Annotated in this window: 15 protein-coding genes; 2 read left to right on the top strand and 13 right to left on the bottom strand. The window is 67.4% G+C overall.

The genetic code is table 11. The features are described from left to right. Positions 1-7 precede the first annotated feature (7 nt). From hybE to C4N9_RS06730, 5 genes are read right to left on the bottom strand one after another with little or no spacing between them, the layout of a single operon-like run. Complete coding sequence (gene hybE, locus C4N9_RS06710) at positions 8-808, bottom strand: [NiFe]-hydrogenase assembly chaperone HybE (RefSeq protein ID WP_109532513.1); 801 nt, start codon at positions 806-808, stop codon at positions 8-10. Beyond that, positions 805-1,632, bottom strand: a complete 828-nt coding sequence (locus C4N9_RS06715; protein ID WP_109532514.1) for a hydrogenase expression/formation protein — start codon at positions 1,630-1,632, stop codon at positions 805-807. Before C4N9_RS06715 ends, hybE begins: the two co-directional genes overlap by 4 nt. 11 nt (positions 1,633-1,643) lie before the next feature. Further along, the gene (locus C4N9_RS06720) at positions 1,644-2,033 is read right to left on the bottom strand and encodes a thioredoxin domain-containing protein (RefSeq protein ID WP_109532515.1); all 390 of its coding nucleotides are present in this window, start codon (positions 2,031-2,033) and stop codon (positions 1,644-1,646) included. A 9-nt stretch (positions 2,034-2,042) separates the two neighbouring features. Then, positions 2,043-2,354 carry a HypC/HybG/HupF family hydrogenase formation chaperone gene (hypC, locus tag C4N9_RS06725; RefSeq protein WP_109532516.1) on the bottom strand — a complete coding sequence of 104 codons (312 nt, stop codon included), beginning with the start codon at positions 2,352-2,354 and terminating at the stop codon, positions 2,043-2,045. A gap of 3 nt (positions 2,355-2,357) precedes the next feature. Next, on the bottom strand, positions 2,358-2,978 hold the full coding sequence (locus C4N9_RS06730) for a HyaD/HybD family hydrogenase maturation endopeptidase (protein ID WP_109532517.1): 621 nt from the start codon (positions 2,976-2,978) through the stop codon (positions 2,358-2,360). A 418-nt stretch (positions 2,979-3,396) separates the two neighbouring features. Here C4N9_RS06730 and C4N9_RS06735 point away from each other — a divergent pair, with 418 nt between their 5' ends. Both C4N9_RS06735 and C4N9_RS21825 read left to right on the top strand, forming a co-directional pair. After that, positions 3,397-3,678 (top strand): Cif family virulence factor, encoded by a 282-nt coding sequence (locus C4N9_RS06735; protein ID WP_109532518.1) that lies wholly within the window; start codon positions 3,397-3,399, stop codon positions 3,676-3,678. A gap of 112 nt (positions 3,679-3,790) precedes the next feature. Continuing rightward, positions 3,791-3,943, top strand: a complete 153-nt coding sequence (locus C4N9_RS21825) for a hypothetical protein (RefSeq protein WP_168192140.1) — start codon at positions 3,791-3,793, stop codon at positions 3,941-3,943. A 59-nt stretch (positions 3,944-4,002) separates the two neighbouring features. Here C4N9_RS21825 and cybH read toward each other — a convergent pair whose 3' ends face one another. From cybH to C4N9_RS06775, 8 genes are all read right to left on the bottom strand, one after another. Beyond that, positions 4,003-4,779: a Ni/Fe-hydrogenase, b-type cytochrome subunit gene (cybH, locus tag C4N9_RS06740; RefSeq protein WP_109532581.1), complete on the bottom strand. Its 777-nt coding sequence runs from the start codon at positions 4,777-4,779 to the stop codon at positions 4,003-4,005. 4 nt (positions 4,780-4,783) lie between these two features. Further along, entirely contained in the window at positions 4,784-5,353 is a 570-nt protein-coding gene (locus C4N9_RS06745) for a HupE/UreJ family protein (RefSeq protein WP_109532519.1), read from the bottom strand. Between the two features lie 13 nt (positions 5,354-5,366). Next, a complete protein-coding gene (locus C4N9_RS06750; protein ID WP_109532520.1) occupies positions 5,367-7,160 on the bottom strand; it encodes a nickel-dependent hydrogenase large subunit in 1,794 nt (597 codons plus the stop codon). Positions 7,161-7,163: 3 nt separating this feature from the next. Then, entirely contained in the window at positions 7,164-8,264 is a 1,101-nt protein-coding gene (locus C4N9_RS06755; RefSeq protein WP_109532521.1) for a hydrogenase small subunit, read from the bottom strand. A 213-nt stretch (positions 8,265-8,477) separates the two neighbouring features. Then, entirely contained in the window at positions 8,478-10,697 is a 2,220-nt protein-coding gene (gene hypF, locus C4N9_RS06760; RefSeq protein WP_109532522.1) for a carbamoyltransferase HypF, read from the bottom strand. A 77-nt stretch (positions 10,698-10,774) separates the two neighbouring features. Further along, positions 10,775-12,202 (bottom strand): nickel-dependent hydrogenase large subunit, encoded by a 1,428-nt coding sequence (locus C4N9_RS06765; protein WP_245902479.1) that lies wholly within the window; start codon positions 12,200-12,202, stop codon positions 10,775-10,777. After that, positions 12,199-13,191 (bottom strand): NADH-quinone oxidoreductase subunit B family protein, encoded by a 993-nt coding sequence (locus tag C4N9_RS06770; protein ID WP_109532524.1) that lies wholly within the window; start codon positions 13,189-13,191, stop codon positions 12,199-12,201. The genes C4N9_RS06765 and C4N9_RS06770 overlap by 4 nt, the downstream gene beginning before the upstream one ends. Then, entirely contained in the window at positions 13,188-14,522 is a 1,335-nt protein-coding gene (locus C4N9_RS06775; protein WP_109532582.1) for a sensor histidine kinase, read from the bottom strand. The genes C4N9_RS06770 and C4N9_RS06775 overlap by 4 nt, the downstream gene beginning before the upstream one ends. Between the last annotated feature and the right edge of the window lie 105 nt (positions 14,523-14,627).

A 14,627-nucleotide genomic window follows, 5' to 3' on the forward strand; every position in this document is an offset into this window, starting at 1 on the left:
CATCGGCTCAGGGTCCGGGCTGCAGATCGGCGCCGAGACCCGCCGTGATCAATGCGCGGCGGGTGGGCGCGGCGGGTTCGGCGGTCTCGTCCGCCTCGTCCGGCGCGGTCTCGGCGGCGATCTGCGCCTCGCGCCGGGCGCGGATATCGGCGCGGCGGTCGGTCTCGGCCCGGTTGGCGGGGTCGAAGATCGCCTGCATGACGGCATGCGCCACGTCGACCGCGTCCTGCTGACGGGTGAAATCGCCCATCGGCGAGAACAGCGAACAGGCCTTGTAGCCGCCGGTCATCTCGCGCGTGTTGTGGATGAATTCATAGGCGCCCGAGGGGAAATCGACGACCTCTTTCTCGCCCGTGACCAGCGCCGACCAGTCCTGTGTGTCGGGCAGCAGGATCAGGTTCATGAACCAGGGCGAGATCAGCACGCCAAGGAACTGCCCCTCATGTGCGCGAAAGCCCACGGCCTGCACCTTGAGCGCCTTGTTGACCAACGGCACGTCGCGCATCTTGGCGTGCCAGACCTCGGTGAAATCGGCCTCGAGCCGCCCGGTCGCGGCCTTGATCCGCTGGGCCTGCAGATGCGCCTCGGCGCCCGGGTCGCGCAGCACCATGAACTGATGCGGCTCGGCCGAGCAGGTCGGGCAGGACCAGTCGTCGGGCAACAGGGTAAAAGGCGTGCCCGGGTCAATCTGACGGGTAGGGTCGCCAATCGCGGGATCATAGACCGACCAGCAGATCTTGCATTCCATCACCGCCTGATCCGAGATCCGCGCGGCATGGCCGCCATACGAGCCCTCGAAACCGCTCATCGCACTGCCCCCAGCACGTCGCGCAACCGTTTCGCACTGTCGGACAGGTCCTCGGGCGCGGCGAGCACGACTTCGGGCATGTCGGTCACTTCGAATGTATCGAGGATCAGCTGATCCTGCGAATTGTAGAACTGCACGCGCCAGACATGGGCAAGGGCGGTGGCCCGGATGCGGCAATTGCCATAGCCGCGCGACAGGATGTCGGCCGAGCCTTCGCCCATCTTGGCATCAAGCCAGGCAAGGTCGGATTCGGTATGCGGCAGAAGCGTCAGGTTGACGACATGCAGCGTCCCGTCAAAACCCGCGCTCTTGTCGGCCAGTTCGGACCAGATCGGCGGGGCGTTGACCACGCCCTGCCCCGGTTCGGGATCGCGGCGCGGGCGCAGCGGCTCGAAGGCGCGGTGAACGGCGATGGCGGGGACGGGCCCGACCTCGATCCGGTCCTCGCCCGCGCCCCGGACGCGCCAGATGCCGGCGAAAACCCCCTCCTGCACCCGCAAAGCCGGCAGGCCACGGATCTTCATCGAGACTTCGCCCTCGCGCAGGACCTCGGCCACCAGATGCAGGTTGGCGGCATCGAGGCCCGCCAGATCGAAGCTTTCGGGTCGCCCGGTGCGCGACACCCGCTCGGCGGCATCGGCGACCCGGTCAAGGATCGCCAGCGCCGGGGCCAGCGCCGCCGGATCCTCGATCTCGGGGATGCGGGGTGAATACGTGTTCATGCCGGTGGGCATGTCCATATAGGTCAGGTCCTCGCCATCGGCGGGATCGGGCTGCGAGCCGGGGCCGAAGCCTGCGGGCGGCAGGTGGAAATTCGAGACCATCGCGGGGCTCCTCAGGCGGTTTCGGTCGTGTCGGACGAAGCGAGGTAATGCGAGAGGCGGGCGACGTAATCGGACCAGTCGCGCACCTTGGGGATGCCGCCCAGAAAGCGCCCGTCGCGGTACAGGATCAGCGAGGGGGTCTTGAACACCTTGGTTTCCTCGCGGATCGCTTTCTCCATCGCATCATCGACCACGGCGCAGTCGAAGGCGTGTTGAAAGGCCGCTTTCAGTTCGGGCAGGATCACCGCCACGTCGGGCGTTTCCAGATTGCGCGCGGCATCGCCCGGGACGAACAGGACATGCGCGCCGGGGGCAGATACGAAGGCGCGAAAGCCGTCTTCGGTGGCGATGCGCGGCCATCCGAACTCGGTCGTCAGGCGGTCGATCAGGGGATGTCCCATGTTTTCTCCTCAGCCGGTGATGCGGCCCGCGTCCAGCGCGGCCTGCAGATGGGGGGGCAATTGCGGGCCGCGCGCGTCGATATCGGCGAACGCATCGCCCCCGTCGCCGCCCGTCATCACGTCGCGCAGACCGTCCAGGGCCTTGGCGATGAGATGCGCCTCTTCGGCGTCGATGACCGCGCGGGCGGTGCCCAGAAAGCCCAGCACCCAGGTGCCTTCGGGCTGCGGGCCGACCAGCGACAGGTCGATCTGACTGCCGTCATGCGCCAGCGCGTTGGTGCCCACGACTTTGGTCAGTTGCAGCGGGATGCCGACGCACATGGCTCAGTCCGCCTGCTGCAGGTCGCCAGGCAGGAAGCGCGCATCCCCGATGCGGCAGGCCTCCTTTTCCGAGGGGCGGCCATCCTCGTAGGCGCGCTGACGGATGGCGCTGTCGGCCAGATCGTTGGTAAGCGTGCGTCCTGGACGCGCGGTTATGCCACGCGCGGCCAGCCAGTCGGCGGCGATGGCCACGGCTTCGGGGATCCGCGCGGCCACCGGGGCGCGCAGCCCGCCGCCGTAATCCTCCAGCTCTTCGGGCTGGCAGCCGATCAGGACGATCTGATCGGGGTGACAATCCATCAGCCGGGCGGTGGCTAGGACATCCTGAAAGCCGGTCTGGTGCAGGCTCATCTTCTTGGCGCCCATGAACGTGGGGACGTCATCGCCCTCGACCACCTTCATCGTGCCGGGTTCCAGCCCGTAATCCACCGCGTCGAACACGACCATCAGATCGTGGTCTTCAAGGAAGGGCAGCAGATAGAGCCCCTGCGTTCCGCCGTCGAGAATGGTCACGGGTGCGTCGAATTCCAGCGTATCGGCCAGATGCTCGACGCAGCGGACGCCGAAGCCTTCATCGGCCCAAAGGACATTGCCGATGCCCAGTACGAGCGCACGGTGTTGCATGACTTCCTCCCTCGCTGGCGCAGCGGCTCTCGGGTTTCCGCTGGCTGGCCCGACTGACAATAGAGCTTTCGCAGGCTTGGGTCAGCGATTTTTGCACCGTACGGATTCAGGATTTAGAGACCTGATTTTCCAACGTTTTGTGTGTTTCTCTGCTTTTCGCGGTCTATCAATGTGAATAGCTTCCTTCCTTTTTTCCCGCCCTATGGTAGATCACTTACCACCCCGCAACTCCCTCGATGGCCGCGCTGACGCCCACTGTGGTTCGGCACTTTGCAGGCGCGACAGACAGTGCGTGACGAGGCCTGCCTGGCGTTCCGTCGGCGCCTTTTCTCCAACCGCCGGACACCCGCGCCCGCAACAAGGAACCACCGGGGCGCCAAACGCGTTGGGCGTGTGTATCCGAACAAGGAGTTTCGCCATGCGCGATGGATTCGAAATCGGGGCGGCCCTGCCCTCTGCGGGTCCCGGCGATCTTCCGGCGCGGCCAGCCCCGCGTGTGGCCCAAGCGCCTGAAGTCCCGATATTTGAAGTCTCGGAAGAAGCGTTCACGGGCGAGCTGGGCTATCGCACCGGCACCGAAGTGATCGTCAATTCCGGCCATATGGTGCCCGTGCGGCTTCAGGTGACCGAGGTCTACCGCCGCGACGGCGCGGGCGACTGGGTGATGATCCACCGGCATTCGAGCGTTGCCGCGCAATAGGCAAAGCTTCGCCGAACCCGGGGGGCACCGCGCCCGATGACCGGTCAAAAATCGGAACCCAGCGAGTCGCCCATGCGTTTTGTTGCCAAAGGGACCCCACAGGAGACCCAGGATGACAATCGCAAAGCTGGAAAGCGCCCCTCTCGAAGAACCACTGATCGCGGCCAATTTCACCCATCCCGTGCCGCGCACGAAGCGGCCAGACAGGCGCCCGCGCAACAATGCCGGGCTGGCGGCGTGGTTCGCCGGACGGATGGGATGCTGAAACGCGAAACGGACCCGCTGTGACGCGGGCCCGTTTCCGTTTGGCGCAAGCCGCAGCCCTCAATCGGCGCGGTCGTCCTTGAAAGTGCGGTGACCCGAGATCATCGTCGACACCATGGATTGGCGCGACATGATATCCTCGCGGATGGCCGCGTAGATATGCACCAGCATGAACACGACGATCGCCCACATGCCCAGCCGGTGCAGCTGATGCAGGATCTGGCTGTTGCCGATCCATTCGCGCAGCGGCCCGAAGATCGCATCGAGGATGCCGCCCTGCCCCACGCCCTCGGCATAAAGCGCGAAGCCCGTGAGGATCATGAAGCTCAGCCCCAGCGTCATGAAGAAAAACATCGCGATCTGTGCCAGCGGGTTATGACCCACATATTTCTTCGGCGTCCGCTCGAGAAAGGCGTACCAGCGGATTTCGTGCCAGACCTCGCGCCACCAGACCTTGCGATGGATGGGCAGGTAGAACATCTGCCGCGCGTGATGGTTGCCCACGAAGGCCCAGTAGATCCGCGCGAAGAAGCCCACGGTCAGGATCATCGCGGCGGTGAAATGCGCGAAGCGGATATAGCCGAAAACGAATTGATGCGTGGCCTCGGCGATCTGCATCGAGGGCAGCGGCCTGCCGATCAGATAACCCGTCGCAATCAGCACGAGGATGCAAAGGGCGTTGATCCAGTGCCAGAGCCGGACGGGCGCCTCGTAGACATAGACCGAGGTCCGGCGGCGGACCGAGGCGAGGTCGCTCTCGGTCGCGTCGCCCGTCAGGCGCGCCGCTTCCAGCCCGGCGGCGGGATCGCGGCTGCCATAGGGGGTGGCGTCGGTCATGGCCTCACCCCGCGACCAGAAGCGCGCCGGCGGCCACAACCGCGCCGCCCGCAAGGATCTGTGCCAGCCGCCCGGTAACCAGCGCGCGCGCGGCAAGGATGCCCGAAGCGTGCAGCACCGCGCTGGCAATCAGGAACCCCGCGACATAGGCAGCGGCGCTGCCCGTGGCCTCGACCGCATGGGCATAGCCATGCGCGGTGCCGAAGGCGGCGATGGCAGCGAGCGAGACGGCGGTCAGCGCGCGCGGTTGCCCGCGCCGCGCCATCACCACGAGCAGGCCGAACACGATCACCGACAGCGCGATCATCCCCTCGGCCATCGGCAGCGCGGCCCCGGCAAAGCCCAGCGCGGCGCCGGTGATCATGGCCGTCATGAAGGCCGCCGCGCCGGCCCAGACGCGGCGCGGCAGGACAAGACCCGACCACAGCCCGACCGCGACCATCGCAAGCAGGTGATCAGCGCCCAGAAACGGGTGAGCCAAACCATGGGCCAGCCCCTCGGCCCCGTGGCCGGTATGCGCCATGGCGGGCGCGGCGAGAAGCGCGAGAGCGCCGGAAAGTGCGAGACGTTTCATGGGTTTCCCTTCCTCAGCGGACCTTGACGGTCGTCAGTTCCTGACCGTCGGGCGACATGACATGGGTCGAACAGGCAAGGCACGGATCGAAGCTGTGCAGTGTGCGCAGGATCTCGACCGGCTCGTCGGGACGCTCCATCGGCGTGTTCATCAGGCTGGCCTCGAACGCGCCGATATTGCCCTGCGCATCGCGCGGGGAACCGTTCCAGGTGGTCGGCACGACGCATTGATAATTCTCGATCTTCGCATCCTTGATGTTGATCCAGTGGCCCAGCGCCCCGCGCGGGGCCTCGGTCATGCCGACGCCGCGCGCTTCCGAGGGCCATGTGGACGGGTCCCATTTGGCCACATTCGCGGTGCTTTCGTCGCCGTTGCGGATATTGGCCACCAGCTTGTCGAAGAAATACCGCTGCAGGCGCGCGCAATATTCGGATTCCAGCGCCCGCGCGGCGGTGCGGCCCAGCGTCGAGAACAGCGCCTCGACCGGCAGGTCCATCCGCCGCAGGAAGCCGTTCACCTGGTTCGAGATATCCTCGTGTCCCTGCGCATAGCCGACGATGTAGCGGGCGAGCGGCCCGACCTCCATCGCGTGACCGCGCCAGCGCGGAGCCTTGATCCACGAATATTTCGCGGCCTCGTCCAGCGCTTCAATATTCGTCCGCGTGCCCCGCGCGTTCGGTCCCAGTTCATAGCGCGGGCTTGTCTCGCCCTCCCACGGATGCAGGCCCTGCCCCGGCTGGCCGTATTCGTACCACGAATGGTCCACGAATTCCTGGATCTGCTCGGGATCGCGCGGGTCGACATCGTGCACGCGGGTCAGGTCGCCGTCGATGATCGCGCCGCGCGGCAGGTAAAGCTGGCTGGCATCGAAATTGTTCGGATGCTCGGGGATGTCGCCATAGGCCAGACAGGCCTGCGACGACAGACCGCCGCCATAGAGCCAGTCCTTGTAGAAGCCGCCGATCGCCACGACGTCCGGGATATAGACGTTGTTCACGAAGTCCTGGCACTTCTGGATGATCGACGAGACGAGGTTCAGCCGCTCCATATTGATCGCCCCGACCGCGCCCGTGGAATGGACGTTGATCGGGCACGGCACACCACCGACCAGCCAGTTGGGATGCGGGTTCTTGCCGCCGAAGATCGTGTGGACCTTGACGATTTCCTTTTGCAGATCCAGCGCTTCAAGGTAATGGACCGTCGCCATCAGGTCGGCTTCGGGCGGCAGTTTATAGGCGGGATTGTCCCAGTAGCCGTTCTTGAACAGACCCAGCTGCCCCGATTCCACGAAACCGCGCAGGCGCGACTGCACGTCGCGGAAATAGCCCGGCGAGGACATCGGATGCGAGGGCGACACCATCTGCTGCAGTTCCGACGTGGCGCGCGGATCGGCGTTCAGCGCGTTGATCGGGTTGACCCAGTCGAGCGCATGCAGGTGGTAGAAATGCACGACGTGATCGTGGATCTGCAGGTTCAGCTGCATCATGTTGCGGATCGAGTTGGCATTGTCGGGGATGGTGATCCCCAGCGCATCCTCGACCGCGCGCACGCTCGTCAGTGCGTGGGTGCCGGTGCAGACACCGCAGATCCGCTCGGTAAAGGCCCAGGCGTCGCGCGGGTCGCGGCCGCGCAGGATGACCTCGAGCCCGCGCCACATCGTGCCTGTGGAGACCGCGTTGCGAATGACGCCGTTCTCGTCGACATTGACCTCGCAGCGCATGTGCCCCTCGATCCGCGTCACGGGATCGACGACGATGCGGCGGCCGGAATTGTCCAGCTCGAAGCCGTTGGGGGTCTGGATGACCATGGCTTACGCCTCCTCTTTCTCAGCTGTGGGGCGGTCCTGAACCTTTTTCTGCGCCGAGCGCAGGGCGGTGATCGCCGTATGAAGCGCGATGCCGCCCGCCACGGCCCCGGCCGCCACGCCGCCGATCTGGTCGGCATTGGCCTCGACCCCGAATTGCGTCAGGTCGGTCACGCGGTCATAGAAGCTGCCCTGATCCCAGAAGCCGTCTTCCGAACAGCCGATGCAGCCATGGCCCGACTGGATGGGGAACGAGACACCCTCGTTCCAGCGCACGGTCGAGCAGGCGTTGTAGGTGGTCGGCCCCTTGCAGCCCATCTTGTACAGGCAATAGCCCCGGCGCGCGTTCTCATCGTCCCAGGCCTCAACGAACTGGCCCGCGTCGAAATGCGGACGGCGGTAGCATTTGTCGTGGATGCGCTGGCCGTAGAACATCGCCGGGCGGCCCTGGCGGTCCAGCTCGGGCAGGCGGTCGAAGGTCAGCATGTAGGTGATGACGCCGGTCATCACTTCGGCGATGGGCGGGCAGCCCGGAACACGGATGATCGGCTTGTCGGTGATGACCTGATGAACCGGGACGGCGCGGGTCGGGTTGGGATGCGCGGCCTGCACGCAGCCATAGGACGCGCACGCCCCCCACGAGATGATCGCCTTGGCGTGTTCCGCCGCCTCGCGCAGCTGATCGACGAAGGGCTTGCCGCCGACGATGCAGTACATGCCGTCTTCGTTCAGCGGCGGGTTGCCCTCGACGGCCAGGATGTAGTTGCCGCGGTAGCGCTCGATCGTGTCGCGCATCGCTTCCTCGGCCTGATGCCCGGCGGCGGCCATCAGCGTATCGTCGTAATCGAGCGAGATCATCGACAGCACCACGTCGCCGGCCAGCGGATGGGCCGAGCGGATGAAGCTCTCCGAGCAGCAGGTGCATTCGAGCCCGTGCACCCAGATCACGGGCGTGCGGGGCATTTCCTCCATCGCCTTGGCGATGCGCGGCACGAATGCGGGGCCAAGGCCCAAAGCCGCCGCCGTCAGCGAGCAGTATTTCATGAAGCTGCGCCGGGTGATCCCCTGTTTGCGCATGACCTCATAAAAGGTTTCGATCTGGCTCAAGGTCCGTCCCTCCCGTCGCTGGAAACCCGTGCGGGAGTCGGGCCCGCACCCTCTGCGTCCCAAGATGACGGTATGCCGCGGTATTCGCCCGAAAAAGCGACACGGCTGCGCGGCATCACGATTGTCTTTTCAGATCAGAGCACTAAACGCAGCGTCGGATCAGTTTCTGCGGCTGCGAACGGAAGCTTCCCACCCAGCCCGGTTGCGCGGTGATCACCCGCTTTCCAGCGCGGCCAGCGCGATCAGCGCCTGTCCCAGCGCCAGCCCGCCATCATTGGCGGGCGTGATCCGCTGCGTCAGGACGGGGATCGCCGAGGGGATCGCGGCCCGCGTTTCGGCCAGCAACAGGGGGTTCTGGTAGCATCCGCCCGACAGCGCGACGGCGCGCGCCTGTCCGCCTTCCACAAGCGCCGTGGCCTGCGCGGCAAAGGCGCGGGCAAGGCCACGATGGAAGCGCCGCGCGATCTGCGGCGCGGGCGTCGAAGCGTCGAGATCGTCGCAAAGCGCGGTGATCAGCGGGACCGCGTCCAGGCCGGGGCCGAAGGGATAGCCCGGATGACCGTCATCCTGCGCGGCGGACGCCAGCGCTTCGAGCCGCATCGCCGCCTCGCCTTCATAGCTTTGCGCCTGCGGGCAAAGGCCAAGGATCGCCGCCACGGCGTCGAAGAGCCGCCCGGCGCTGGAGGACAGGGGCGCGTTGAGTCCCCGCTCGGCGGCCATCCGGGCCATGGCCAGCGGCGCGTCGGGAAAGAGCCGTTCGGCACGCGGGCCCTGCCCCGCCGCGTCGAGCCGCACCAGCGCGTTGCGCCACGGTTCGCGCGCGGCCCGGTCGCCGCCGATCAGCGGCCCCGGCGTCAGGTGGGCGTGACGTTGGAAACCGTCGTAATCGCCCAGGAGGATCTCTCCGCCCCAGAGCGTACCGTCACTGCCCAGCCCGGTCCCGTCGAGGATGATCCCCGCCACCGCGCCGCCGTCGCGGGGCCAGAGGTTTTCCCCCAGACAGGCGGCGAGATGGGCGTGGTGATGCTGGACCGGGATCCCGCGCAGGCCGTCGCGGCGGGCGCGTTCCGTGCCGTGGCGCGTGGCGCGGTAGTCGGGGTGAAGGTCGGTCGCGACGGCCTCGGGCGCATGGTCGAAAAGCGCTGCGTAATCCGCGTCGGCCTGCAGGAAGGCCTGCCAGGTGAGGGCCTCGTCCAGCTCGCCCAGATGGTGGCCCAGAAGCGCCTGCCGGTTCTTCACGAGACAGATCGCCGCTTTCATCTGCCCGCCATAGGCCACGACCTGACGATCCGCGAAGCCATCGGGCAAGGGCAGCGTGCCGGGCACCCGTCCCCGCGCGCGGCGCAGGATCATCGGCGGATCGGCGCGCTCGACGCTGTCATCGAGACGCCGGGCGATGGCGCGGTCATGCATCACGAAAGCGTCGGCGAAGGGGCCGAGTTTCGCGCGCGCCTCGTCATTGTCGATGACCTGCGGCTCACCCGACAGGTTGCCCGAGGTCATCACCAAGGGGCGCTGCACGGCGTCGAGCAGCAAGTGGTGAAGCGGCGTGTAGGGCAGCATCCAACCGAGCGTCGACTGCCCGGGGGCGAGGCTGTCGGGCAGCGTTCCGCGCGCGGGCAACAGCACGATGGGCGCCGCGGGATCGGTGAGCAGGGCCTCCGCCCCGGGGCTGAGCGCCGCGTGGCGGCGGATCAGGGAGAGCGGGGCCATCAGCGCGAAAGGCTTGGCCGGGCGGTGCTTGCGCTGGCGCAGGGTGTCGATGGCGCGAGGATTGGTTGCGTCGCAGGCCAGATGGAAACCGCCCAGCCCTTTGACGGCAAGAATGTCGCCCGCAAGCAGACGGCGCGCGGCTTCGGCAATCGGATCAGGCGCTTCGGGTTCGATCCATAGCCGGGGGCCGCAGGCCGGACAGGCGACCGGCTGGGCGTGGAAGCGGCGGTCGGCGGGGTTCTCGTATTCCGCGCGACACTCGGCGCATAGCGTGAAGGGCGCCATCGTCGTCTGTGCGCGGTCATAGGGCAGACCGGTCAGGATGGTGAAGCGCGGGCCGCAATGCGTGCAATTGGTGAAGGCGTAGCCCTGCCGCCGCCCGGGCGCGCGGATTTCATCGGCGCAGGCCGCACAGGTGGCGGCATCGGGAGTGACGCGGGTCTCGGCGCCCTTGGCACCCGAGGCGGCGATGATGAAGGCGGTGGCGTCGAGCGTCGTGGCCTCGCTTTCCAGCGCGTCGATGCGAGAGAGCGGCGGGGCCTCGGCCAGTAGGGCCGCCTCGAACGCGTCGAGATCGGGCCCGGCGGCGAGGATCAGCACCCCTTCGGCATCGTTGCGCACCTCGCCCGTCAGGCCGAAGCGCTGGGCGAGTTGCCAGACGAAAGGCCGGAAGCCGACGCCCTGCACCTGCCCCCTAATGCGGATACGGCGGGCCGTCATCGGCGGGCCCTCATCGGCGGGGAATGGTGCGTGAGATCACGCACCCTACAGCGTTGCGCATCCTCTCCCTCCCCCACTCAATGCACGGTGCAGACCATGCAGGGATCGAAGCTGCGCACGATATGCTGGACGGAAAGCGGCGTCTCCTCGCCCTCGGCCACGGGCGCGCCGACCAGCGCGGCTTCCAGCGCGCCGGGCACGCCCTGCGCGTCGCGGGGCGAGAAGTTCCAGGTGGTGGGCGCAACGATCTGGTACGAGGCGATGCGTCCCTTCTCGATCCTGAGCCAATGGCCCAGCGTGCCGCGCGCGGCTTCGACAAGCCCCACCCCCTGCCCGTTTTTCGGCAGCGTGAAGGGTTCGAGAAAGGTGGCGGCGGGATCGAGCGCTTGCGCCGCCTCTTCCAGCCAGATCTGCGTGCGCGCGATTTCCAGAAGCCGCGCAGCGACGCGGGCACGCACGCCGCCCTCATCGGCCAAGGCCAATGCCAGCGGGTGGCCGTCGACCGCCTGCCGCGCCAGCGCGCCGCATTCCACGACCTGCCCGCCGAGACGCGGCGCCTTGCACCAGGAATAGGCGGCCTCGCGCATGTCCTCGTCGGGGACGGTCTGTCCCTGCGCGGGATGGGCGGTGTCGCCCAGCATCCAGGCGTGGCTCAGATCCTCGGTGATCTGGGCCGGATCGAAGGGTTTGAGCGTGCCGCGATCGAGCAGCCCGGCGCGCGTCAGACGCTGCGCGCCCAGCGGATAGGCCCCGGCCGACAGATAGCGGCGCGGACCCTGTCCGCTGGCGGCAAGTCCCAGATCGGCGGCGATGCGCAGGAAAAGGGCCGCGTCGCCGGTTTGCCAGCCGTCAAGGTCCGACAGCGTGGCCAGCGCCGCATACTCTTCCAGCTTCGCGCCGAAGATCGTGGCCTCCAGCGTGCGGCGGAAGCTGCGCAGGGTGGACAGGATCCGCACCCGGTCGCGGGCATCGGGCGCCTTGGTCACGCCGCCGGGCTGGATGGCCAGCGTATGCGGCCATTTCCCCGCCAGCATCCCGGTGATGTGCAAGAGTTGCGCACGCCCCTCGGTCAACTGCCGCGCAGCCGAGCCCTGCATGGCGGTGAACCGTTCGAGAGCCTGTCCGTGCCAATCGCGCCCGGCATAGGCGGGACGGGCGAAATCGGGCATGAAGAACAGCGCGAAATGGGTGACGTGATCGGCGAGATTTTCAACCGCGTGCAGGATCGCGGTGGCGAGCGCCCCCTGCGGCGTCGGCGTGACACCCGCCGCCTGACCCAGCGCCAGCGCGGCGGCGGCGGACTGGCTGATCGAGCAGATCCCGCAGATGCGCGGCACGATGGTCAGCGCGTCGCGCGGATCCTTGCCCGCCAGCATCATCTCGAAACCGCGAAACAGCGGCGAGTTCACCTGCGCCGAGGCGACAGCGCCATCGCGGATATCGAGCCGGATCTCCAGATCGCCCTCGACCCGGTTGAAGGGTCCGACCAGCAGCTTGCGCGTCACTTCGCGTTCCTTTTGGCGCCGGGCGGCACGCGGATGCGATCCGACACCGCATTGACGCCGATGCGCCGGGGCGTGGCCGCCTTGGACAGCGAGGCCAGCGCCATGAACCATGCCTTGGGCATGTCCGAGGGCAGGCCGATGGGGATGCCGGCGATCGTGGGCGTTTCGGTGAAAGGGTGGTTGGGCTCTTCGAATTCGGGCGCCGTGCAGGCAATGCAGGGATAGCCCGCGCGGGTGCACGAGCCTTCGCCGTTCCAACCCCGGATGTTGCAATCGCCCACTGCCTGCGTGCCGACGCAGCCCAGATGCTCCATCATGCAGCCCATCTCGGAGAGCCGGGTGGCCGAGGCCTTGTATTCATAGAACTCGTTCTTGGTGCAGGCATGGTGGACAAGGTGGTCGGTATAAAGCCGAGGGCGGCCGAAATCGTCGAGATCGGCCTCGCCCAGCCGGTCCTCGGCCATCAGGAGGAGGGTCTCGGCCACCCAGCCGGGATGCGTGGGGCAGCCGGCGATATTGATCACCGGACGGCCCGACCGCGCGCGGAAACTGGGCGCCAGCGCGCCGCCCGCCAACTGGCCCTCGAATTGCAGGCCGGTGGCGCCGGCGGGGTTGCCGCCCGCCGAGGTAATCCCGCCATAGGCCGCGCAGGTGCCCACCGCGACCACGTCGCGCGCAAGCGGTGCAAGCGCGCGCACCCAGTCGAGCATCGAGCGCCCGGTGCCTGCGAGCATGTGGAAACGCCCGGTACCCTTGGGGCCGGTGACGATCGAGCCTTCGACGGCCAGCACGTCGAGCGTCTGTTCGCCCGCCTCGATCGCGGCCAGAAGGCGCGTGACCTCGGCGCCGGTGGCTTCCGAGAACGAGGGATGCCACAGGACTTCGATCCCGCCATCGGCCATCAGGTCGAAGACATTGGGATCCTCGGCACACAAAAGCGACATCGTGCAGCCGCCGCAGCCCGCCGATTGCAGCCAGAGAAGGTTCATTGCGGATCATCCATCGGCAGTTCGAGACGGAAACAGGCGCCGGTTTCGGTGGGCGGGCACAGCGACAGCCGCCCGCCATGTTCTTCGGCGATCTTGTGGCTGATCGACAGGCCCAGCCCGGTGCCCTGCCCGACGGGCTTGGTCGTATAGAACGGATCGAAGATCGAGGCCGCCTGATCCTCGGGCACGCCGGGCCCGGTATCGGCGACGCTCAGCACCGCGCGGTCGCCCTCGCGCTCGATGCGGATGACAAGCCGGGCGCCGTCCTGCCCCTGCATCGCGTCCATGGCGTTCTGGACAAGGTTCATCACGATCTGCTGGACATGCCCGGGCACGCCGCGCACCGACAGGCTGGGAAGTCCCGCGAACTGCGTCTCGATCCCGCTTTTCGAGCCGCGCTCGACCCAACGGGCGGCAATGCGGGCGGTATCGACCAGGTCGAAGACCACGCGCTCGCCCGTCCCTGAGGCAGAAAGGCGCCGCAGGTCGGCCACGATGTCGCGCACCCGCTCGGCGCCGTCGCGCGCGCCGACGATCGCTTCGCGCAGGTTCTTCAGATCGCGTTCGAGCTTCAGCTCGGCGCGGAGCGCCACCAGCTCATCGCGCGACGCCCCGGCCTGCACGCGCTCGAAATAGGTTTCGAACCGGCCGACATAGCGTTCCAGCGCATGGGTCGAGGCATAGACGAAGCTGATCGGGTTGTTGAGCTCGTGCGCCACGCCCGCCAGAAGCCGGCCCAGCGAGGCGAGTTTCTCGTTGCGCACAAGCTGGGTCTGGGCGTCCTTGAGCTGCTTGTGGCTGGCTTCCAGATCGGAATAGGCCGCGCGCAATTCGCCCAAGGGGCGCCCGATCAGCACCGCGCCGATCATCCGCCCCCGGTCGTTCACGCGCGGCGACACGGCGATGTCGAAGGGCGCGGGCCCGTCCGGGGTCATCACGTTGGCTTCAAAGCGCGCGGCGTTGCGCTGCAGGCGCAGATCGGCCAGCGCGGTATCAAGCCGCGCGGCGCTGGCCGAGTCGAACAGCGCCGTAACGCCGGTTCCGGTGAGCGCGCTGACCGGCTGGCGCACGCAGGCCGCAAAGGACGCGCTCGCCTCTTCGATGCGCGCATCGCGGCCCAGCACGACCATGATGTCGTTGACCGCGCCCAGAATGGACGCGATGAAATGGCGAAGCTGGTGCAGTTCGCGGTTCTGGCGCTCAAGCTGTTCGTGATGGCTGGCCAGTTCGGTATAGGTGCGGTCATAAGCGGCCAGCACGTTGAGCCAGGCGGCATCCGAGAAGTCGCCGTCCTGCGGGCCATCCTTGGGCAGATCTGCGGTGCCGGTCATGTCGCTTTCGCCTCCGGCGCCACGATAGCGCAGCCGGGCGAAGGGCGAAAGCCGCCGCGTTGGACCCCGACAGACCGGCGAGCCCGCGACGCGCATTCGGGCATC

The sequence above is a fragment of the Pararhodobacter marinus genome, assembly GCF_003122215.1.
In the GTDB taxonomy this organism is placed as follows: Bacteria; Pseudomonadota; Alphaproteobacteria; order Rhodobacterales; family Rhodobacteraceae; genus Pararhodobacter; species Pararhodobacter marinus.